This is a genomic window from Kitasatospora sp. NPDC059146 (genome assembly GCF_042786665.1).
In the GTDB taxonomy this organism is placed as follows: domain Bacteria; phylum Actinomycetota; class Actinomycetes; order Streptomycetales; family Streptomycetaceae; genus Kitasatospora.
The window spans coordinates 1-19,837 of record NZ_JBHZCY010000116.1 but is presented as its reverse complement, the minus strand read 5'-3'; the positions used below and the strand labels follow the sequence as shown (position 1 = coordinate 19,837).

Here is a 19,837-nt window from a genome sequence, read left to right as displayed (position 1 = left end):
GGCCGTCACCGGGTCGGCTTGGTGATCAGCAGCTCGGTGTTGTGGTCCTCCCCGGCGCCGAGCAGGGCGGAGACCCGGCCGTTGGGGTCGTTGTACGAGAGCTCGCGGTACAGCGCCGCCAGGTTGGTGTCCGAGGTGCTGCCGAAGTCCGTCGCGTACGGTGCGGAGGACTCGATCAGCGTGGTGAACAGCGACAGGGTGCCGTCGCCGTTGTCCGCGACCTCGATGATCCGCCCGTGCTGCGGGTAGTCGATGTGCGAAGCGGTGTTGATCTCCCAGAACGCCCGCTCCGGCACCGCGTGGCCGTGCGCGGTGATCTTGTTCATGTGGGTGTGCCCGTTCACCCAGGCGACCACGTTCGGGTAGCGCTGCAGCAGGGCGGTCAACTCGTTGCCGTCGTGCCGCTTCTCGAAGATGTTGCGCGGGTCGGGCAGCAGGTTGCCCATCGAGCCGCTGGTGTGGTGGCTGAACACCATGATCACGTCGTCGGTGCTGCCACCGGTCACCCGGTTCCCGTTGGTGTCGTACCAGTGCCCGCTGTGGTTCTTCAACTGCTGCTCAAGCCAGTGCAGTTGAGCGGTGCCGAGCGAACCGTCGGCGAATCCGGCCTGGTTGGTGGTGTCCAGGCTGATGCCGAGGACCTTCTCCGAGATCCGGAAGGTGTAGTAGAGCTTGCCGCTGCTCACCATGTCCGAGGTGAAGCCGTGCCCGTAGGGGCCGGCGCCGGTGACGGCCGGGTCGAGGTGGGCCTTGGCGAACTGCTTGAGGGTGAACGGGTGGCGGCGCTCGTCCGGGGTGACCCGGCGCACCGCCTCGCCGTTCGCGAGCAGCTTGCCCAGCAGCAGGACGGCGCCCGCCGGGTCGCGCCGCAGCGAGTCCATCAGCTGGGCGGCGGTCGCGTCGTCGCAGCCCTCCAGCTTGAGCCCGCCCGTGTAGAGGTCGTTCAGCAGTCCGAAGTCGGGCAGCGAGCCCTCGATGCTGTCGTCGTGGTTGCCGACGGTGGTGTACCAGGGGGTCGTGAGGCCCGGTGCGTCGAAGGGGCGGCCGGCCGCGGACAGGAAGCCGGGCACCTGCGGGAAGCCCTTCGCCTTGTAGACGTCGGCGTAGGCGAGTTCGGGGTTCCAGAAGGCCGAGTTGCCGGAGTTCTGCACGCCCTCGTAGCGGGTCGGGTCGCCGGTGTTCTGGGCCATCCGCCCACCGCCCATGACGGTGAGGTACCAGTCCAGCTCGGCCAGCTCGTGGTTGTCGGTGTTGTCACCGGTGGCCATCACCAGGCTGAACGGCATGCCGGTGTAGGGGCCGCCGGCGAGCGAGTTGACCCGCTCGACCAGGGCCGAGACGCCACGGGCGTTCAGGGCCTCCTGCGGCCGGTAGGCGCTGTCGTTGAACTTGGCCAGGAACTCGAAGCGCACCGGGGACTCGGTGTCCACCAGGTGCAGGTCGCTGAACTGGACGAAGCTGGCCAGCCCGGTGCGGCGGTCGTCCCGCCCGCTGCCGGGGGCCGCGAGCTCCCCGCGCACCACCAGCGGCCAACCCGGCCCGGCCGCCAGCCGCTTGTAGGGGCCGGCCCCGGTCGGCGTGGCCACCTGCTCCAGGGTGGTCCCGGTGACGTTGACGGCCCGCGCGGCCGTGGTCGCCAGCGCCCGGTCCCGGCCCGTGGCCGAGGCGAGCTGGGCGCCGCCCAGGGACAGGGCCGACCAGGCGGCGGCCACCGAGGTGCCGGTCAGGAACGTACGACGTCTCATGCCTGCCACAGAAACCCCCACATACTGGCGGCCCGGCCGGGTGCCCCGGTCGCCGGACCACGTCATGAACCCGCTAAATAACGGACCGACAGATTACTCGCTGGTAGTCGCACGGAGCGAGACCCGTGCGGAGAACAGTTCGAGAACGGCGGGGGGCTCTCCTCGCTGGCCGCTGGCCGGGTACCGGCCTCGGCCGCGCGCACGCCCCCGGGCGCCGTGCGGCGGGGTGGATGGGGGAGAATCGGCGGGCGCGACCGCGGTGGTCGGGGCGGGCGTGATCGGATTGCGGAAGCGAGGCGCAGGTGGCCGCAGCGGGAGGCGGGGCGGGAGGCCGGGCCGGTCAGCTGAAGAGCAGCGGTCTGCGGCACGGCTGGACAACGGGCGCCTGCGCCACCGCCGCCACCAAGGCCGCGTACACGGCGCTGCTCACCGGCGAGTTCCCGGACCCGGTGACCATCACCCTCCCCAAGGGCCAGCAGCCCGCCTTCGCCCTCGCGGTCGAGGAGCTGGTCCTCGCCGCCGAGCCGGCCGCCGCCGACGGCTCGCCCGCCGCCGACGGCTCCCCCGCCGCCGCCCAGCGGCCGGTCGCCGCCACGGCCGGAGTGGTCAAGGACGCCGGCGACGACCCCGACGTGACCCACGGCGCCCTGATCCGCGCGACCGTACGGCTCGGCGAGCCCGGCACCGGCGTGGTGTTCCGGGCCGGTCCCGGGGTCGGCACCGTCACCAAGGCCGGCCTGCCGCTGGCGGTCGGTGAGCCCGCGATCAACCCGGTGCCCCGGCAGATGATCCGCGACGCGGTGGCCGAGGTGGCGGCGGCGCACGGTGGTGGCGGGGACGTGGTGGTGGAGGTCTCCGTCGACCACGGTGAGGAGATCGCCCGCTCGACCTGGAACCCCCGGCTCGGCATCCTCGGCGGGCTGTCGATCCTCGGCACCACCGGGATCGTCGTCCCCTACTCCTGTTCGGCCTGGATCGACTCGATCCGTCGCGGGGTGGACGTGGCCCGGGCGGCCGGGCGCACCCACGTCGCGGGCTGCACCGGTTCGACCTCGGAGAAGGTCGCGGTCGCGGTGCACGGACTGCCCGAGGACGCCCTGCTGGACATGGGCGACTTCGCCGGGGCCGTCCTCAAGTACCTCAAGCGCCACCCGGTGCCGCGACTGACCATCGCGGGCGGCTTCGCCAAGCTGTCCAAGCTCGCCCACGGGCACCTCGACCTGCACTCGGCGCGCTCCCAGGTGGACAAGGGCTACCTGGCCGAACTGGCCCGGCAGGGCGGGGCGGACGAGGAGCTGGCCGCGGCGGTGGCGGCGGCCAACACCGGCCTGGAGGCAGTGCAGTTGTGTCGGGCGGCCGGGGTGCTGCTGGGGGACCTGGTCGCCGAGGCGGCCCGGGCGACGGCGCTCGGGGTGCTGCGCGGTTCACCGGTCGCGGTGGACGTCATCTGCATCGACCGCGCGGGCGCCGTCGTCGGTCGGGCGGAGCCGCTCGGCCCCTGAGCGGCGCCCAGTCGGTGCCCGGGGTCGGCCGACTCACCCGTGCAGCGGAACCTCAGAACTGTCGTGCGGTGATGTGAAGATCCAGGGCTCATACGGGGTGAGAAACGGACAAAAGTGGCGCCACGTCCGCTCTTGATTCTGGTGCCATCTCAACCATGAGATATGGTCTGCCGAGTGACAGGCGACTACCTCACCCGTATCGGCACCCTCATCCGTACCGCGCGTCAGCATCGCGGCTGGTCCCAGGCGCAGCTCGGCGAGGCGCTCGGCACCAGCCAGAGCGCCGTCAACCGCATCGAACAGGGCAAGCAGAACGTCAGCCTTGAGATGATCGCGCGCATCGGCGATGCCCTCAACAGCGAGATCGTCTCCCTCGGCTACTCCGGCCCGATGCACCTCCGGGTCACCGGCGGCACCCGCCTCTCCGGCGCGATCGAGGTCCGCAGCAGCAAGAACGCCTGCGTCGCGATCCTCTGCGCCTCGCTGCTGACCACCGGCCGCACCACGATCCGCAGCGTCGCCCGGATCGAGGAGGTCTACCGCATCCTCGAGGTGCTCACCAGCATCGGCGTCAAGAGCCGCTGGCTGAACGAGGGCCGCGACCTCGAACTCACCCCGCCGGCCGAGCTCGACCTCGCCGCGATGGACGTCGAGGCCGCCCGCCGCACCCGCAGCGTGCTGATGTTCCTCGGCCCGCTGATGCACCGCGCCCAGCACTTCGCGATCCCGTACGCGGGCGGCTGCGACCTCGGCACCCGTACCGTCCAGCCGCACCTGACGGCGCTGCGGCGCTTCGGCCTGGAGGTCGCCACCACCGGCGGCGCCTACCACGCCTCGGTCGAGCCGGGCACCCCGCTGGACCGCCCGATCGTGTTGACCGAGCGCGGGGACACCGTCACCGAGAACGCCCTGCTGGCCGCCGCGCGGCACGACGGCGTGAGCGTCATCCGCAACGCCTCGCCCAACTACATGGTCCAGGACCTCTGCTTCTTCCTGGAGAAGCTGGGCGTGAAGATCGAGGGCATCGGCACCACGACCCTCACCGTCCACGGCGTCCCGGAGATCAGCTGCGACGTCGACTACACCCCGGCCGAGGACCCGGTGGAGGCGATGAGCCTGCTCGCCGCCGCCGTCGTCACCTCCTCCGAGCTGACGATCCGCCGGGTGCCGATCGAGTTCCTGGAGATCGAGCTCGCGGTGCTGGAGGGCATGGGCCTCGACTACGACCGGACCCCGGAGTACCGGGCCCACAACGGCCACACCCGGCTGGTCGACCTCACCGTGCGCCCCTCCAAGCTGACCGCGCCGATCGACACCATCCACCCGATGCCGTTCCCCGGCATCAACATCGACAACGTGCCGTTCTTCGCCGCCATCGCCGCGGCCGCGCACGGCACCACGATGATCCACGACTGGGTCTACGACAACCGCGCGATCTACCTCACCGAGCTGACCCGGCTCGGCGCGGACGTCAAGCTGCTCGACCCGCACCGCGTCCTGGTCCAGGGCCCGACCCGCTGGCGCGCCGCCGAGATGATGTGCCCGCCGGCCCTGCGTCCGGCCGTGGTCATCCTGCTCGCGATGCTCGCCGCCCAGGGCACCTCGGTGCTGCGCAACGTCTACGTCATCAACCGCGGTTACGAGGACCTTGCCGAGCGCCTCAACTCCATCGGCGCCCAGATCGAGACCTTCCGCGACATCTGACGGTCCGTCACCTTCCGCGCTTGCCTCAACCGCTGAGGCCGGTCAGCAGGATCGCCACGTCCAACCCGGTGTTCAGGTAGTCCACGAACACCGGGTTGTTCAGCACCCAGGGCGACCGCCGCTCCCGGATCAGCCGGACCGCCCCGTCCGGCTCGTGCCCGAGGGCGACCAGCGCCTGGGCGACCACCAGGCCCGAGCGGTTGTAGCCCGAGTGGCAGCGCACCAGCGTCCGGCGGCCCCGGCGCACGGCGGCGGCGGTGAGTTCCGCGGCCTCCTGGACGGCGAGCAGCTGACCGGGGGAGAGCGGCTCGTCGGGCACCTCCCGGACGACGTGCTCGACCCCCGGGGCCGGGCCGTGGCCGGGGAGCGTGAAGAGGCTGACGACCAGGTCGAACTGCCGCCCGGCGACGACGGGTTGGAGCTCACCGCCGGGCGGGGTGCAGTAGTGCCCGCCCATCCAGAGCCCGGGGACGATCTCGTTCCAGGGCTCCTGCGGCCCGTGGGCGTCGCGGTCCTTCTGGCGGGTCCGCATTCCTGCTCCTTCCGGCCCGCCGGCCCCCGCGTGCCTGCGCGCCCGTGCGGCCGCTCTCCCCGGGACTCGCTGCCGGGGCTACTCGCCCGTGCTGCCGTCGAGGTGCTCGCGCAGGAGGTCGGCGTGGCCGTTGTGGCGGGCGTACTCCTCGATCATGTGAGTGAGGATCCAGCGCAGCGAGAACGCCTCCTCGCCGTAGTGGCCCAGGACGTCCAACGACTCTGCGGCGGCGACGAGTTCCCGTGCGTGGTCGCACTCGCGGCGCCAGACCGCGAAGGCCTCCTCCGGGTCGGCGGTCTCGACGTCCCACTCGGCGGAGGTGTCGTCGGGGTGCTTCCAGAAGCCGCGCCTGTCCTCGCCGTTGAGGACGTTGCGGAACCAGCCGCGTTCCACCTCGGCGAGGTGGCGGACCAGCCCGAGCAGGGAGAGTGCGGAGGGCTCCAGCACGCGGGTGCGGAGCTGTTCGGTGCTGAGGCCGACGCACTTCATCGCCAGGGTGTCGCGCTGGTGGTCGAGGAAGCTGGTCAGAGTGGCCCGCTCGTCGGCGGTCTGCAGGGTGATGGTGCGCTGATCATCGGTCATCCGGCCACTCTGGCAGTCCCACCGGCGTGCCCGCGCGCCATATTCCACTGACCGGACACGTACCCGGACGCCCGACCGGCTTCCCGCCCGGAACAAGGCCCGGACTCAGGCCCGGACTCGGGCCCGCTGCTCCAGCCAGCGCACCGCGCCCGCCACGTCCGGTGACACCGGCAGGCCGGCCGGCACCGGTGGGCGTTCCACCACGACCACGGGCAGCCCGAGTTCACGGGCGGCGGTCAGCTTGGGCGCGGTCGCCGCGCCGCCGCTGTCCTTGGTGACGACCACGTCGATCCGGTGCTCGCGCAGCAGTTCCCGCTCGCCGTCGAGGGTGAACGGGCCGCGGTCCAGCAGGACTTCGAGCGAGAGCGGCAGCGGCGGCTCCGGCCGGTCCACCGAGCGGGCCAGGAAGTGCAGCCCGTCCAGGTGGGCGAAGGCGGCGATGCCCTGGCGGCCGGAGCTGAGGAAGACCCGGCGGCCGAGACCGGGCAGCAGCGCGGCGGCGGCCGTCAGGGAAGGGGCGAGGTGCCAGCGGTCCCCGGCGACGGGTGCGAAACCGGGGCGGCGCAGCACCAGCAGCGGCACGCCGGTGGCGGCGGCCGCGAGGGCGGCGTTGTGCGACATCCCGGCGGCGAACGGGTGGGTGGCGTCGACCACGGCGTCCACCGCCTCGGCCCGCAGCCAGTCGGCCAGCCCGTCCGGGCCGCCGAAGCCGCCGATCCGCACCTCGCCGACGGGCAGCCGGGGTTGGGAGACCCGACCGGCCAGCGAGCTGGTGACCCGCAGGCCCGGCCGGCCGTCCAGTGCGGCGGCCAGCGCCCGCCCCTCGGTCGTCCCGCCGAGGACCAGTACGTGGGCGGGGGTGCGAGTACGGCCGTCGGGGCTCATGCGCCGCAGGGCTCGTGCGGCCGCTCGCGGTCCGCCGAGTAGAGGTGGCTGTCGCGGAACTGCTCGGCGGCGAGGGTGCGGCCGACCAGGATGACGGCGGTGCGCACCACGCCCGCCGCCTTGACCTGCCCGGCGATGTCGGCCAGCGTGCCGCGCAGCACCAGCTCGTCGGGGCGGCTGGCCATCGCGACCACGGCGGCCGGGCAGTCGGCGCCGTAGTGCGGGAGCAGCTGCTCGACCACGTCGTCCACGTAGCCGGCCGCCAGGTGCAGCACCAGCAGGGCGCCGCTGCGGCCGAGGGTGGCGAGGTCCTCGCCCTCGGGCATCGGGGTGGCGCGCTTGGCGATCCGGGTGAGGATGACGGTCTGGCCGACGGTCGGTACCGTCAACTCCCGCTTCAACGCGGCCGCGGCGGCGGCGAAGGCGGGAACGCCGGGGACCACCTCGTACGGCACCCCGGCCGCGTCCAGCCGGCGCATCTGCTCGGCGACGGCGGAGAAGACGGAGGGGTCGCCGGAGTGCAGCCGGGCGACGTCCCGGCCGGCCTCGTGCGCGGCGACCAGCTCGGCGACGATCTGGTCCAGGTTGAGCTGGGCGGTGTCGACCAGCCGGGCGCCGGGCGGGCACTCGTCCAGCAGTTCGCGCGGGACGAGGCTGCCGGCGTAGAGGCAGACCTCGGCGCGGGCCAGGAGGCGCTGGCCGCGCAGGGTGATCAGGTCGGCGGCGCCCGGGCCGGCTCCGATGAAGTAGACGGTCACGAGGCGTCCTCCTGGGGGGTGTTGGGCTTGACGGCGGACCACTGGGTGACCGGCATGGCCTGCCGCCACCCGGTGAAACCGCCGACCGGGACGGCGTGGGCGACGGCCAGTTTGACCAACTCCCCGCCGTGGCGCCGGTACCACTCGGTGAGCAGCGCCTCGGACTCCAGCGTCACGGTGTTGGCGACCAGCCGTCCGCCGGGGCGCAGCGCGGCCCAGCAGCCGTCCAGCAGGCCGGGGGCGGTGAGGCCGCCGCCGATGAACACGGCGTCGGGGGTGGGGAGTTCGGCGAGCGCCTCGGGGGCGCGGCCGGTCACCACCCGGAGTCGGGGCACGCCCAGCGCGGCGGCGTTGCGGGCGATCCGGTCGGCCCGGGCCGGGTCGCGCTCGACGCTGACGGCCCGACAGTCCCGATGGGCGCGCAGCCACTCGACGGCGATCGAGCCGGAGCCGCCGCCGACGTCCCAGAGCAGTTCTCCGGGAGAGGGGGCGAGGGTGGCCAGGGTGGCGGCGCGGACGTGCCGCTTGGTGAGCTGGCCGTCGCTCTCGTACGCCTCGTCCGGCAGACCGGGGACGAGCGAGCCGCGCGGGCCGTCGCCGAGTTCGACGGCGATCAGGTTCAGCGGGTCGCCGGGCGGGTGCGGCCAGTCGTCGGCGCGGCCGTCGAGCTCCCGTTCGCGGGCGTCGTCGCCGAGTTGCTCCAGCACGCGCAGCCGGGCGGTGCCGAAGCCGTGCTCGGTGAGCAGGGCGGCGACGGTGGCGGGGGTGCCGGCGTCGGCGCTGAGCACCAGCAGTCGGCGGCCGGGGTGGAGGGCGAGGGCGAGCGTGGCCGGCGGTCGGCCGACCAGGCTGACCACCTCGGTCGCCTCCAGCGGCCAGCCGAGCCGGGCGCAGGCGTAGGAGACGGAGGAGGGGTGCGGCAGGACGCGCAACCGCTCGGCGCCGACGGTCTCGGCGAGGGTGCGGCCGATGCCGAAGAACATCGGGTCGCCGCTGGCCAGGACGGCGATGCGGCGCCCGGCGTGCTCGGCGAGCAGCCCCGGGACGGCCGGGCGCAGCGGGGACGGCCAGGCGAGGCGCTCGGCGGGGACGGTGTCGCGGGGGAGCAGTTCCAGCTGTCGGGGGCCGCCGATGACCACCTCGGCGGCTTGCAGCGCGGCCCGGGATCCGGCGGCGAGGCCGGGCCAGCCGTCGGCCCCGATCCCGACGACGGTGATCGGAGGGGGCAGCTCGGGCACCGGGTGGCTCCTCGTGGTTCGTTCCTGCTGGCCGGGGCAGCCTACCTGGCGGTCCGCGGGCGGCAGCCCGGTGGGCTGACAGGGTTCAACTTTCAGCTTTCAACTTTCAGATGTTGAAATCTGAAATCTGAAAGTTGAACTCTGTCATCTGTCATCTGTCATCTGTCATCTGTCGCCCGCCGGCCGTCGGCCCTACCGGTCGGCCCAGTCCCCCGAGACGATCAGCGCGGGCCGGGCGCGCAGCCGTGCCTCGGCCGCCGGCCCGGCGAGGTACACCCAGGCCTCGCACGGCTCGCCCGCCGCGGTCCGGACCACCAGCCGGCGCCGTACGTACAGCCCCGTGCCGTCCGCCCGGCACTCCTCCAGCCGGTCCAGCGCCGCGAGCGCTCCGGGGTATGCGCCGGGGCGTACGGTGACCAGTTCGCCGACGACCCGGCGGCCGGGCGTCGGGTCCGGCACCGCGTACGGGAACCCCGGCCCCTCGTGCAGGGCGGCGCCCTCCAGCACCGCCGGGCGGATCGCGGCGCAGCGTCCGGCCAGGTGGACGGCGTGGTTGCGGCCGCCGCTGCGCAGGGTGCCGTACACGAAGAACGGCAGCGCCGCTTCCGCCGGTGGGGCCTGCTCGGGCGCGGACACGGGTTCGACCTCCTCGCTGGGGGAGCGCCCACGGTACGTGCCGCCAACCGATCCGTGGAACCCACTGGCGCTCCGGGCCGCCGATGCGCTGTCATATCGAATGTTCAGCCAGCACCGTCCTAGGGGGACACACATGACATCGCCCGCCTCCCCGCCACCGGCGGCGACCCCCGGCAGCACCCAGTCCGGTCCCACCGACGTAGTCCCCGCCGCGGCCCCCGCCCCCGCCCGGCTCTCCGGCGCGGTCTGGGCGGCCCTCGCCGTGGTCTACGTGGTCTGGGGTTCGACCTACCTCGGGATCCGGATCGTCGTCGAGACGATGCCCTCCTTCTTCTCCGCCTCCGCCCGCTTCCTCACCGCCGGTCTGCTGCTGGTCGGCTTCCTACTGGTCCGCCAGGGCCCGGCGGCCCTGCGGGTGAGCGGTCGCCAGCTGGCCTCCTCGGCACTGGTCGGCCTGCTGCTGCTGACCGGCGGCAACGGCCTGGTGGTGCTGGGCGAGACCTCCGTCCCCTCCGGGCTGGCCGCCCTGCTGGTGGCGGCGGTGCCGCTCTGGATGGTGCTGCTGACGGCCTTCGGCGGCGGGGAGCGTCCGAAGCGCGCCGAGCTGGCCGGGGTGCTGCTCGGCCTGGTGGGCCTCGGCGTGCTGTCCGCCCCCGCGATCGGCGGGTCGATCGAGCCGCTGGGCGTGGTCCTGATCATCAGCGCCACGCTCTGCTGGGCGGCCGGCTCCTTCGCGAGCAAGAAGATCCCGATGCCGGGCAACGTGCTCGCGGCGAGCGCGTACCAGATGCTGGCCGGCGGCCTGTGCGACCTGCTGGTCGGGCTGGCCCGCGGTGAGCAGCACGGGTTCGACCCGGCGGCCGTCTCCGGCCGGTCCTGGCTGGCCCTCGCCTACCTGGTGGTGTTCGGCTCGCTGCTCGCCTTCACCGCGTACGCCTGGCTGCTGCGCTCGGCCCCGCTCACCCTGGTGGCGACCTACGCGTACGTGAACCCGGTGGTCGCGGTGCTGCTGGGCTGGCTGATCCTGGCCGAGCCGTTGACCGGCCCGACCCTGGCGGGCGGGGCGATCGTGGTGGCCGGGGTCTGCCTGGTGGTGAGCGTCAGTCGGCGTCCCTCGAGGGCGGGTCGGCGCTGATCGGCACCGCGATCGGGCGGATCGTCCCGGCCGGCCGACCGGGACGATCCGCCCGCGTTTACGCCCGCGTCCGCGCCCACGCCCGCGTCCGCGCGGTCAGAGCGAGGCGGGCGGCTTCCCCGTCCACCAGTTGCCCGGCGCCTCCGGGTCGCGGCTGGTCCAGTACTCGACGATCGCGCTGGTGAACTCGGCGGCCGACAGCGTCCCGTCCCCGTCGAGGTCGAGCCGGCGGAAGGCCTCGTCCGCGTCGTCGCGGCAGAGCCCCGCGAAGTGGCCGCGCTGGAACACGAAGAACTCTCCGGCGTCCACGGTGCCGCTGCGGTCGGCGTCGGCGACGGTGAGGAAGGCCTCGGCCAGGGCGCCGAGGATCTCCCGGGCGGCCTCCGGGTCGTCGGCGAGCGCGCCGGTCGAGGCGACGAACTGCTCGCGGGTGATGGCCTCCGTTCCGGCGGGCCTTCCGGCGAGGTGCAGGTCGTGCCAGACCGTCAGATAGGCGCGGACGATCACGGCCTCCGCCTCCGAACCCTCCTGGTGGCCGAGCGAGCGGGCCACCGAGTGGCCCATCAGCACGTGGTCCCGCTCGGTGAGCAGACCGTCCCCGTCGGCGTCGAGGTGGTCGAAACCGTGATTGATCTTCGCGATGAGCAGGTCGTCCGACAATGTGCCCCCTTCGGTGGCCGGCGCTGCGGCTCCACGTCCGCGGCGCGGTGAGCGACGTCACGTCGCCAGCACGCTAACGCCTGGAGCCGTGCTCGCGCAGCAGAACGAAAGCCGAACGACGGTGCCCGACCGCCCGCTCAGCCCTCCTGGTGGTCGGCCCAGACGTACGACTCCGGCAACAGCTCCGGCACCGGTACGGTGCGCAGCCCGGAACCCCGTCCGACGATGATCCGCACCTGCGGGAAGTAGTCCAGCAGTACCTGGCGGCAGCGCCCGCAGGGCGGGATCACCCCCCGGTCGCGCCAACCCACCCCCGCGCCGCTCCGACCGCCGCTCAGTGCGCCGCCGCCAGCAGCTCCCGGGTGTACTCGGTGTGCGGTGCCTCGAACAGCCGCTCCCGGTCGGCCGACTCCACCAGCCGCCCCCGGTGCATCACCGCGACCCGGTCGCAGAAGTGCCGCACCACCGCGAGGTCGTGCGAGACGAACAGGAAGGCGACGCCGAGCCGTTCGCGCAGCTCCATCAGCAGGTTGAGCACCTGCGCCTGCACCGACACGTCGAGCGCCGAGACCGGCTCGTCCGCGATGATCAGCCGCGGTTCGGGCGCCAGGGCCCGGGCGATGCCGATCCGCTGCCGCTGCCCGCCGGAGAACTCGTGCGGGTAGCGGTCCAGGTGCCCGGCGGGCAGCCCGACCTGCTCCAGCAGTTCGGCCGCGCGCTCGCGCCGCTGCGCCGCGTCCAGCGGGGTGTGCAGCCGCAGCGGGGTGTCGAGGGTCTGGGCGACGGTGCGGCGCGGGTTGAGCGAGGCGTACGGGTCCTGGAAGACCAGCTGGATCTCCCGGCTGAGCCGGCGGCGCAGCTCCCGGTCCGGTCGGGTGACGTCCTGGCCGTCGTAGCGGACGCGTCCGCCGGTGGGGCGTTGCAGCCCGGCCAGCACCCGGGAGGTGGTGGACTTGCCGGAGCCGGACTCGCCGACCAGCCCGAGCGTCTCGCCCGGGGCGATCCGCAGGCTCACCCCCTCCACGGCCCGGACCGGTTCGGCCCGGAGCGAGGGCAGGCGCCGCCGCCCGGGGAAGTGCACGGAGAGCTCCTCCACCTCCACCAGCCACCGCTCGGGTCGCTCAGGGCGCTCGGGGCGCCCGGCCGCCGTCGGCCTGGGCGTGAACGTCCTGGTGGGTGAGGGATCGTCGACCGTCGGAAGTGCGCTGCCCGGTACCGAGTCCAGCCGCAGCGCCGCGCCCACCAGGGCGCGGGTGTACGGGCGGCGCGGCGCGGCGAGCAGTTCGCCGGTCGGCGCGGACTCGACCTCGGCGCCGTCGCGCAGCACCAGGGTGCGGTCCGTCGTTCCGGCGACCACGCCGAGGTCGTGGCTGACCAGCAGCACCGCCGTGCCGTGCTCGCGCTGCAACTCGCCCAGCAGGTCGAGGACCTGGCGCTGGACCCGGGCGTCCAGCGCGGTGGTCGGCTCGTCCGCGACCAGCAGCTTCGGGTCGTTCATCAGCGCCATCGCGATCATCACCCGTTGCCGCATCCCGCCGGAGAACTGGTGCGGGTAGTCGCGCAGGCGGGCGGCGGGGATGCCGACCCGGTCGAGCATCGCGGCCGCCCGTCGGCGGGCCTCGGCCCGCCCGGCCGCCGGGTGGTGCAGCCGGTACATCTCGGCGAGTTGGGCGCCGACGCCGTGGAAGGGGCTGAGCGAGGTGAGCGCGTCCTGGAAGACCAGTGCGGCCCGGGCGCCCCGCACTCCGCGCAGCACGGACTCCCGGGCGCCCACCAACTCCGTTCCGTCCAGCCGGACCGAGCCGGTGACGGTGGTGGTCCGCGGGTCGTGCAGGCCGAGCAGGGCCAGTCCGACGGTGGACTTCCCGGAGCCCGACTCGCCGACCAGGCCGAGGACTTCACCCGCCGCGAGGTCGAAGGACAGGCCCCGGACGGCGGTCACCGGGGCGCCGCCGCGCGGATCGGCGAACTGGACCGTCAAGTCCCTGACGCTGAGCACCGGTTCGGCATCCACCGTACGACCACCTTGGGATTCGGCAGACTTCATCGTTGCGGCTCCTCTCAGCCCAGTCGGATGCGCGGGTCGAGCCAGGCCACCGCCAGGTCCGCCAGCGCGACGAACAGCACCACGAAGCAGGCGGCCAGCAGCACCGCGCCGACCACGGCCGGCAGGTCCTGCCCGGACACCGCCTGGGCGGCGAACCGCCCGACCCCGTTCAGCCCGAACACCGTCTCGGTGATCACCGCCCCGCCGAGCAGCACCCCGGCCTCCAGCCCGAGCAGCTGCACCAGCGGCCCGGCGGCCCCGCGCGAGGAGTACTTGAGGTGGGCGCGCAGCCGGCCCAGCCCCTTGCCGCGGGCGGTGCGGACGTACTCCTCGTTCATGGTCTCCAGCAGCTGGGAGCGCGAGAGACGGGCGAACACGGCCGAGTTGACGAAGCCGAGGACGAGCCAGGGGAGCAGCATCCCGCCCGCCCAGGCCGCCGGGTCCTCGCCGGGCGGGGTGTAGGAGGGCAGCGGCAGCAGGCCCGTGGAGTACACCAGCGCCCACTGCGCGAGGTAGCCGAGGAAGTAGATCTGCACGCTCGCGCCGACCAGGGTGAAGCCGGACAGCAGCCGGTCGGTGCGGCGGCCGTGCCGCAGCGCGGAGACGAACCCGGTGCCGAGGCCGAGGACCAGCAGGACGGCGAGCGCCCCGGCGGTCAGCGAGAAGGTGACGGGCAGGTGCTCGGCCAGCGCCTCGGTGACGGGCTGGTGCAGTCGGTAGGAGTAGCCGAGGCAGGGGGCCGCGCAGTGGATGACCGAGCCGTCCACGTCGTTGATGTCCCGCCCGGCGGCCACGCCGACCAGGTAGTCGGTGTACTGGGCGAGCAGTGGTTGGTCCAGGCCCATGCTCTGGCGCACCGCCGCGATCTGTCCGCTGTCGCAGCGCGGGCCGCAGGCGGCGCGGGCGGGGTCGGCGGGCGCGGCGTAGAAGAGGGCGAAGGCGGCGGCGGAGACCGCGAGCAGGACGCCGAGCGCCTGGAGGGTCCGCCGCAGGGCGAAGGAGAGCATGGCCGGTCCGGGGTCGACGGGACGGAAACGGAAACGGGGACGGAAACGGGGACGGAAACGGAAACGGGGACGGGCCGGGAGCCGGGGGCCTCGGAGTGTCAGCCTCAGAGGCCCCCGAGCCGTCACGACTTCAGGTACAGCCAGGTCAGCCCGACCGCCCCGTAGATCGGGTGGATGAACGCCCCGCCGACGTTGCTGCCGCGCAGCTGGTTGACCGTCGGGTAGGTGAGCGGCAGCACCGGCAGGTCCTTCATCACGGTCTGCTCCAGCGCGTACAGCTCCTTGGCCTTGGCGCGCGGTTCGCCGATCTGGTTGATCCGGTCGATCTCCTTGTCGACCGCGGGGTTGCGGTAGCGCGCGGAGTTGATGTCGCTGCCGGCCCGGCCGTCGAAGGAGAACGGGATCAGCGTGGACGGGGTCGGCCAGTCGACGGAGCTGGTCTCCTCGAACAGGTCGTACGGCGAGTCCGCCCGGTGCACCTCGTCCAGGAAGGCCTTGGGGTCGATCGGCTTGGGCACCACGGTGATGCCCGCCTTGCCGAAGCCGTCCACCAGCACCTGGGCGACGCGCTGCCCGTCCGGGGTGTTCTTGTACGCGTACGTCAGGCTGGCCGGCGCCTGCTTGGCCTTGGCGAGCGCGGCCTTGGCGGCCTCCGGGTCGCCTTCGGGCCTGGCCGGGTCGAGGTCGTACTTCTGCCAGTCGATCAGCGCGGGCGAGCTGAGCGTGGTGGCGAGCTCGCCGGTCCGGGAGCCGCCCTGGACCTGCCGGGCCTGCTGGCGCGGGTAGGCGAGGTTGAGGGCCCTGCGCACCTCGACGTCCGGCACCCGCTCGTTGTTGATCACCAGCTGGGTGACGAAGGCGCCCCGGCGGCCGGAGACGACCAGGTCCTTGGCCTTGGGGTCGGTGTCGGCGGACCGGTACAGCTCGGGGGAGAGCTCGTCGGAGGCGGTGGTGGCGTTGGCGCCGCCGTCCCGCCCGGAGAGGATCTCCTGGTTGCCGTTGAGCGCCTCCTTGCCGTACGTGAACACGAACTTGTCCGGGTACTGGTTGCGGATCGGGTCGGTCTCCGCCTTCCAGGCCGGGTTGCGCTCCAGCACCATGCGGGTGTTCTGGACGTGCTCGACGATCCGGTACGGGCCGCTGGCGAACGGCAGCCGGTCGTAGTCCGTCCCGGTGTCCTTGTCCCGGCGCACCGGCGAGGAGGAGGACTGCGCGGCCATGTACGGCACGTCGGCCTGCGGCTGCGGGAAGTGGAAGACCAGGGTGCGCTCGTCCGGGGTCCCGATCGCGTCCAGGTCACCGGCCTGCGGTCCGGTGTACTTGGCGCGCGCGGCCTCGTAGCTGGCCTCGCCGGTGAGCCACTGCGGCCAGTACGGCGGGCCGACCTCGTAGCCCTTGCCGAAGGTGCGCTCGATGCCGTACTTGACGTCCTGGGCGGTGATCGGCTTGCCGTCCTCCCAGGCCACGCCCTCCTTGAGCCGGTACGTCCAGGTGCGCCCGCCGTCGGTCGGGGTGCCGGTGTCGGTGGCCAGGTCGCCGACCAGCTTGGCCTTGCCGTCGACGACCTGGTACTGCGTCAGCTGGCGGCCCCAGAGCAGCGAGGCGTTGTACGAGGCGCCCGCGTAGACCTTCTGCGGGTCCAGGTGGCGGAACTCGACGCTGTTGTACACGTTGACCGTGCCGCCCGGGCGGGCGCCGGGGACGGCCGGGGCGGGGCCCGCGCTGTCCTTCTCGGTGCCGAGCGCCGCGGTCAGCGGCGAGGTCTCCTTGGCCGGGGCCCCGCCGGCGGCGGAGCCGGTGCTGCCGGCGCCTGCCGAGCAGGAGGTCGCCAGCAGGGCGGTGGCGATGACGGCGAGCGACGGTTTGGTCCAGCGCATGGCGAATCCCTCCTTGCCCCGACACGTCCGGTCGGGGCGGGCTCGGATGGTTGATCAGGGGAAGCGGAACGGGAAGCGGAAGCGGAAGGGGGGCTCAGCGGGCGCGGCGCGGGTCCAGCGCGTCCCGGAGGGCGTCGCCGAGCAGGTTGAAGGCGAGCACGAACACCAGCAGGGCCACGCCCGGGAAGACCAGGTAGGTCGGGTCGGCCTGGAAGACCTCCGAGCCGCGCGAGATCATCCGCCCCCAGTCGGGGACGGGCTCGGTGATGCCGACGCCGAGGAAGGACAGCGCGGCCTCGGACGCGACGAAGGTCGGTACGGCCATGGTGGCGTGCACGATCAGCTGGGAGCGGACGTTCGGCAGCAGTTCGTGGACGACGATGTGGAGGCGGCTCGCCCCCTGCGCCCGGGCGGACTGCACGAAATCCTTTTCCCGGAGTGAGCGGACGGTGGCCCGGAGGGAAAGCGCGAGCGGAATCCAGCCGAACGCGGAGAAGACCAGGATCAGCACCAGGAACTGCATCCACTCCGGTTCCGCGGCGCCCGGATCGACCAGTCGGGACTGGATCACCGGGCTGAGCGCGAGCAGCAGGAGCAGGGTCGGAAAGGCCAGCAGCACATTGGCGAGGAACCCGAACAGCCGGTCCGCGATCCCGCCGAGGTAGCCGACCGCGACCCCGGCCAGCACACCGAGCGTGGTGGTCACGGCGGCCGCGGCGAAGGCGATCAGCAGCGAGGTGCGGATGCCGTACAGCAGCTGGGTCAGCACGTCCCGGCCGAGGCCGGGCTCCAGGCCGAACCAGAACTCGCCGGAGATCCCGCCGTTCGGCAGCATCGGCAGGCCGCCGTCGCTGAGCAGGCCGGGAGTGTTCTGGCCGTAGTGCTCGACCGGGTTCTTCCCGTACAGGGCGGCGACCAGCGGCGCGGCCAGGGCGAGCAGCAGGAACAGCAGGACGACGGCGGAGGCGGCGGCGCCGACCCGGTCGCGCAGCACCCGGCGCAGCAGGCTCGGTGCGGCCGGTCCGGGGGTCGGTCCGGGGGCCGGTCCCGGGGTCGGCCCGGGGGCCAGGCCGGTAACTGCGACTGTGTCGACCGCTGCCATGAGAGGCGTACTCCCCGAATTCTCCGCCGCCCCATGGGTGAGGGTGCGCTGGTGGGCATTTCCGAACCGGCTGCCGGGGGTTTCCCGGCGGCCGTTCGAGCGCCATCAGATCGGATGCGTCCGGCCTTCCGCAAATCACCGGAAGGCACTCCACGGGAATTCCTGCCGGACTGTTTCGGGAATTGTGGCGGCTTCATTTCCCCGCAACACGGCCGTTGCAGGAGAACGGACATACCGCACCGAAGCGGACGGCCCGTTCCGCATTCTGAGACCTCCGCCACAGTCCCCGGGGTATTGGTACGATCCCGGAGGACCGCGACTGGCGCGTAGGGATGGAATCGACCATCGGGAAGCGGTCCCGTGGATCCTCACGTCGTTGCCGAGCGCCTGGGCCGCCCCGCATCCCCACCAGGAGACCGCCATGGCCCAGTCCGAGCAGACGCCCCACACCACCGCGAGCCCCGCCGCCGACATCTCCTTCCGCAGTGCCCTGGACGTGGTGGCCGGCGTGGAGCCCCGGGTCGCCGCCGCCATCGGCCGGGAGCTGGAGGACCAGCGCGCCTCGCTCAAGCTGATCGCCAGCGAGAACTACGCCTCCCCGGCCGTCCTGCTCACCATGGGCAACTGGCTCAGCGACAAGTACGCCGAGGGCACCGTCGGCCGCCGCTTCTACGCGGGCTGCCGCAACGTCGACACCGTCGAGGCGATCGCCGCCGAGCACGCCCGCGAGCTGTTCGGCGCCGAACACGCCTACGTCCAGCCGCACTCGGGCATCGACGCCAACCTCACCGCCTTCTGGGCGGTGCTCTCCCAGCGGGTCGAGAGCCCGGCCCTGGAGCGGGCCAAGGTGCGCAACGTCAACGACCTCACCGAGCAGGACTGGGCCGAGCTGCGCCAGGAACTCGGCAACCAGCGGATGCTCGGCATGTCGCTGGACACCGGCGGCCACCTCACCCACGGCTTCCGGCCCAACATCTCGGGCAAGATGTTCGAGCAGCGCAGCTACGGCACCGACCCGGTCACCGGCCTGATCGACTACGACGCGCTGCGCGAGACCGCCCGCGAGTTCCGCCCGCTGATCCTGGTGGCGGGCTACTCCGCCTACCCGCGGCTGGTGGACTTCCGCAGGATGCGCGAGATCGCGGACGAGGTCGGCGCGACCCTCATGGTCGACATGGCGCACTTCGCCGGCCTGGTCGCGGGCAAGGTGCTGACCGGCGACCACGACCCGGTGCCGTTCGCCCACATCGTCACCACGACCACCCACAAGTCCCTGCGCGGACCGCGCGGCGGCATGGTGCTCAGCACCGCCGCCCTGGCCGAACACGTGGACCGCGGCTGCCCGTTGGTGCTCGGCGGCCCGCTCTCGCACGTGATGGCCGCCAAGGCCGTCGCCCTCGCCGAGGCCCGCCGTCCCGAGTTCCGCACCTACGCCCGCGCCGTGGTCGACAACGCCCGGGCGCTCGCCGAGGGCCTGCTGCGCCGCGGCGGCAAGCTGGTCACCGGCGGCACCGACAACCACCTGGTGCTCGCCGACGTCTCCGGCTACGGTCTGACGGGCCGTCAGGCCGAGGCGGCGCTGCTGGACTCGGGCATCGTCACCAACCGCAACTCCGTCCCGCAGGACCCGAACGGCGCCTGGTACACCTCGGGCGTGCGGCTCGGCACCCCGGCGCTCACCACCCGCGGCCTGGGCACCGCCGAGATGGACGAGATCGCCGCCCTGATCGACACCGTCCTGCGCGGCACCACCCCCACCACCACGGCCAACGGCGCTCCCTCCAAGGCGAACTACGCCCTCGACGAGGCCCTCCGCGACGGCATCGCCAAGCGCGCCGCCGACCTGCTGGCACCGTTCCCGCTCTACCCGGGCGTCGACCTGGCCTGACCGGCCCCTGGCCCGACCGGTCCCTGCTCCGGCCGGCCCCTGCTCCGACCGGGCCGGAGGAGCCCGCCGTGACACCGGGCCGCCGAACCTTCCGTTCGGCGGCCCGGTGGTCGGGCGCCCCGCCCCGGCCGTCAAGTCTCCTAGGTTCTGTCCGGCGGATCATGTGACTTCTCCATGCCGGGCTCGTTGTGCCCGGCATGGGGCGGGGTGATCTGACGAACGACGAATGGGGCCGGCTGGCACCGCATCTGCCGGGAAGCGGTCGGCGGGGCGGGCGCTGGAACGACCACCGCAGGGTGATCAACGGGATCTTGTTCCGGCAGCGCACCGGCGTTCCCTGGCGGGACCTTCCAGAGCGTTTCGGCAGTTGGAAGACGGTCTACGAGCGGCACCGGCGGTGGTCCGCAGACGGCACGTGGGACAGAATCCTGCGGGCCGTCCAGGCCGATGCCGACGCGGCGGGCCGGCTCGACTGGAGCATGGTGAGCGTCGACTCCACCTCCTGCCGAGCTCACCAGCACGCAGCCGGGGCCCGGAAG

The 19,837-nt window shown here is 73.1% G+C and carries 17 protein-coding genes, 1 pseudogene and 1 riboswitch; of the genes and pseudogenes, 5 read left to right on the top strand and 13 right to left on the bottom strand.

From position 1 onward, the window contains the following. Window positions 1–5 precede the first annotated feature (5 nt). The gene (locus ACFXPX_RS34280) at window positions 6–1,745 is read right to left on the bottom strand and encodes a TIGR03767 family metallophosphoesterase (protein ID WP_380644409.1); all 1,740 of its coding nucleotides are present in this window, start codon (window positions 1,743–1,745) and stop codon (window positions 6–8) included. 302 nt (window positions 1,746–2,047) lie between these two features. Here ACFXPX_RS34280 and ACFXPX_RS34275 point away from each other — a divergent pair, with 302 nt between their 5' ends. Continuing rightward, a complete protein-coding gene (locus tag ACFXPX_RS34275; RefSeq protein WP_380644408.1) occupies window positions 2,048–3,247 on the top strand; it encodes a cobalt-precorrin-5B (C(1))-methyltransferase in 1,200 nt (399 codons plus the stop codon). Window positions 3,248–3,421: 174 nt separating this feature from the next. Next, window positions 3,422–4,951 carry a UDP-N-acetylglucosamine 1-carboxyvinyltransferase gene (locus tag ACFXPX_RS34270; RefSeq protein ID WP_375885038.1) on the top strand — a complete coding sequence of 510 codons (1,530 nt, stop codon included), beginning with the start codon at window positions 3,422–3,424 and terminating at the stop codon, window positions 4,949–4,951. Window positions 4,952–4,976: 25 nt separating this feature from the next. Here ACFXPX_RS34270 and ACFXPX_RS34265 read toward each other — a convergent pair whose 3' ends face one another. The 6 genes from ACFXPX_RS34265 to ACFXPX_RS34240 all read right to left on the bottom strand — a co-directional run bounded on the left by ACFXPX_RS34265 (window position 4,977) and on the right by ACFXPX_RS34240 (window position 9,582). Beyond that, window positions 4,977–5,483, bottom strand: a complete 507-nt coding sequence (locus tag ACFXPX_RS34265; RefSeq protein ID WP_380644407.1) for a protein phosphatase — start codon at window positions 5,481–5,483, stop codon at window positions 4,977–4,979. Between the two features lie 78 nt (window positions 5,484–5,561). Then, window positions 5,562–6,065, bottom strand: a complete 504-nt coding sequence (locus ACFXPX_RS34260; protein ID WP_375885043.1) for a DinB family protein — start codon at window positions 6,063–6,065, stop codon at window positions 5,562–5,564. A gap of 105 nt (window positions 6,066–6,170) precedes the next feature. After that, window positions 6,171–6,950, bottom strand: coding sequence for a cobalt-precorrin-6A reductase (locus ACFXPX_RS34255; protein WP_380644405.1), 780 nt, complete (start codon window positions 6,948–6,950; stop codon window positions 6,171–6,173). Continuing rightward, window positions 6,947–7,708, bottom strand: a complete 762-nt coding sequence (gene cobM / locus ACFXPX_RS34250) for a precorrin-4 C(11)-methyltransferase (protein ID WP_360238836.1) — start codon at window positions 7,706–7,708, stop codon at window positions 6,947–6,949. The genes ACFXPX_RS34255 and cobM overlap by 4 nt, the downstream gene beginning before the upstream one ends. After that, on the bottom strand, window positions 7,705–8,946 hold the full coding sequence (cbiE, locus tag ACFXPX_RS34245) for a precorrin-6y C5,15-methyltransferase (decarboxylating) subunit CbiE (protein WP_380644403.1): 1,242 nt from the start codon (window positions 8,944–8,946) through the stop codon (window positions 7,705–7,707). The genes cobM and cbiE overlap by 4 nt, the downstream gene beginning before the upstream one ends. Window positions 8,947–9,138: 192 nt before the next feature. Further along, window positions 9,139–9,582: a gamma-glutamylcyclotransferase family protein gene (locus tag ACFXPX_RS34240; protein WP_380522603.1), complete on the bottom strand. Its 444-nt coding sequence runs from the start codon at window positions 9,580–9,582 to the stop codon at window positions 9,139–9,141. 133 nt (window positions 9,583–9,715) lie between these two features. Between ACFXPX_RS34240 and ACFXPX_RS34235 the strand changes: the two genes are divergently transcribed. Continuing rightward, window positions 9,716–10,717, top strand: a complete 1,002-nt coding sequence (locus ACFXPX_RS34235; RefSeq protein ID WP_380522604.1) for an EamA family transporter — start codon at window positions 9,716–9,718, stop codon at window positions 10,715–10,717. Between the two features lie 96 nt (window positions 10,718–10,813). Here the strand turns inward: ACFXPX_RS34235 and ACFXPX_RS34230 are convergent, their stop codons facing one another. From ACFXPX_RS34230 to ACFXPX_RS34205, 6 genes and pseudogenes are all read right to left on the bottom strand, one after another. Next, complete coding sequence (locus ACFXPX_RS34230) at window positions 10,814–11,377, bottom strand: EF-hand domain-containing protein (protein ID WP_380522605.1); 564 nt, start codon at window positions 11,375–11,377, stop codon at window positions 10,814–10,816. Between the two features lie 137 nt (window positions 11,378–11,514). Further along, window positions 11,515–11,688: pseudogene (locus tag ACFXPX_RS34225) on the bottom strand (cytidine deaminase); the annotation flags it as partial. Window positions 11,689–11,711: 23 nt separating this feature from the next. After that, complete coding sequence (locus ACFXPX_RS34220; RefSeq protein ID WP_380644402.1) at window positions 11,712–13,424, bottom strand: dipeptide ABC transporter ATP-binding protein; 1,713 nt, start codon at window positions 13,422–13,424, stop codon at window positions 11,712–11,714. 14 nt (window positions 13,425–13,438) lie between these two features. Continuing rightward, window positions 13,439–14,431, bottom strand: a complete 993-nt coding sequence (locus ACFXPX_RS34215; protein WP_380644401.1) for an ABC transporter permease — start codon at window positions 14,429–14,431, stop codon at window positions 13,439–13,441. A 122-nt stretch (window positions 14,432–14,553) separates the two neighbouring features. Continuing rightward, window positions 14,554–16,308 (bottom strand): ABC transporter substrate-binding protein, encoded by a 1,755-nt coding sequence (locus tag ACFXPX_RS34210; RefSeq protein WP_380644400.1) that lies wholly within the window; start codon window positions 16,306–16,308, stop codon window positions 14,554–14,556. Between the two features lie 94 nt (window positions 16,309–16,402). Next, complete coding sequence (locus tag ACFXPX_RS34205) at window positions 16,403–17,410, bottom strand: ABC transporter permease (protein ID WP_380644399.1); 1,008 nt, start codon at window positions 17,408–17,410, stop codon at window positions 16,403–16,405. Window positions 17,411–17,715: 305 nt separating this feature from the next. Continuing rightward, window positions 17,716–17,810: riboswitch (ZMP/ZTP riboswitch) on the top strand. Between the two features lie 21 nt (window positions 17,811–17,831). Between ACFXPX_RS34205 and ACFXPX_RS34200 the strand changes: the two genes are divergently transcribed. Together ACFXPX_RS34200 and ACFXPX_RS34195 are read left to right on the top strand one after the other, a co-directional pair. Further along, complete coding sequence (locus ACFXPX_RS34200; RefSeq protein WP_380644398.1) at window positions 17,832–19,298, top strand: glycine hydroxymethyltransferase; 1,467 nt, start codon at window positions 17,832–17,834, stop codon at window positions 19,296–19,298. A 197-nt stretch (window positions 19,299–19,495) separates the two neighbouring features. Beyond that, on the top strand, window positions 19,496–19,837 hold a 342-nt coding region (locus tag ACFXPX_RS34195), incomplete at its 3' end, for an IS5 family transposase (RefSeq protein WP_380644396.1).

Coding starts and splice junctions, on each gene's coding strand:
- ACFXPX_RS34265 (WP_380644407.1), bottom strand. CDS start 5,483: ATGCGGACCCGCCAGAAGGACCGCGACGCCCACGGGCCGCAGGAGCCC.
- ACFXPX_RS34215 (WP_380644401.1), bottom strand. CDS start 14,431: ATGCTCTCCTTCGCCCTGCGGCGGACCCTCCAGGCGCTCGGCGTCCTG.
- ACFXPX_RS34260 (WP_375885043.1), bottom strand. CDS start 6,065: ATGACCGATGATCAGCGCACCATCACCCTGCAGACCGCCGACGAGCGG.
- ACFXPX_RS34280 (WP_380644409.1), bottom strand. CDS start 1,745: ATGAGACGTCGTACGTTCCTGACCGGCACCTCGGTGGCCGCCGCCTGG.
- ACFXPX_RS34220 (WP_380644402.1), bottom strand. CDS start 13,424: ATGAAGTCTGCCGAATCCCAAGGTGGTCGTACGGTGGATGCCGAACCG.
- ACFXPX_RS34210 (WP_380644400.1), bottom strand. CDS start 16,308: ATGCGCTGGACCAAACCGTCGCTCGCCGTCATCGCCACCGCCCTGCTG.
- ACFXPX_RS34200 (WP_380644398.1), top strand. CDS start 17,832: ATGGCCCAGTCCGAGCAGACGCCCCACACCACCGCGAGCCCCGCCGCC.
- ACFXPX_RS34255 (WP_380644405.1), bottom strand. CDS start 6,950: ATGAGCCCCGACGGCCGTACTCGCACCCCCGCCCACGTACTGGTCCTC.
- ACFXPX_RS34205 (WP_380644399.1), bottom strand. CDS start 17,410: ATGGCAGCGGTCGACACAGTCGCAGTTACCGGCCTGGCCCCCGGGCCG.
- ACFXPX_RS34235 (WP_380522604.1), top strand. CDS start 9,716: ATGACATCGCCCGCCTCCCCGCCACCGGCGGCGACCCCCGGCAGCACC.